General features: G+C 67.8%; 1 protein-coding gene. It reads left to right on the top strand.

What is annotated here, in order from left to right; all coding sequences use genetic code 11:
- On the top strand, positions 1 to 643 hold a 643-nt coding region (locus tag ABQE89_RS26255), incomplete at both ends, for an HNH endonuclease signature motif containing protein (protein WP_448422163.1).

Here is a 643-nt window from a genome sequence, read left to right as displayed (position 1 = left end):
CAAATCCCCACAAGACGCCGACGGCATGACCGAAATCCGCGCCAGACTCACCCCCGAAGCCACCGCGGTCTGGGAAGTGATCTTCGCCAAATACGCCGCCCCCGGCATGTGTAACCCCGACGACCCCGAACCGTGCACCTCAGGCACCCCCACCCAAACCCAAATCGACAACGACCACCGCAGCCTGGCCCAACGCCAACACGACGCGCTACTGGCCGTCGGACGCATCGCCTTGATGAGCGGTGAACTCGGCCACCTCAACGGGCTGCCGGTCTCGGTCATCATCCGCACCACCCTCCAAGACCTGCAATCTCGCGCCGGGCTGGCCACCACCGGCGCCGGCACCCGCCTACCCATCACCGACGTCATCCGCATGGCCGCCCACGCCAACCACTACCTGGCAGTGTTCGACAAAGCCACCGGATCCGCGCTGGACCTGTTCCGCGCCAGACGCACCGCCTCCCCCGCCCAACGCATCATGCTCATCGCCCGCGACGGCGGCTGCACCAAACCCGGCTGCACCATCGGCGCCTACGGCTCCCAAGCCCACCACGTCACCACCGACTGGGCCCACGGCGGCCACACCAACATCGACGACCTCGGCCTGGCCTGCCCACCCCACAACCGCAGCGTCAACACCACC

Source organism: Mycolicibacterium sp. XJ1819 (assembly GCF_053483675.1).
Note: the sequence above shows the minus strand (reverse complement) of the source record. Positions and strands in the feature narration are given on the sequence as shown.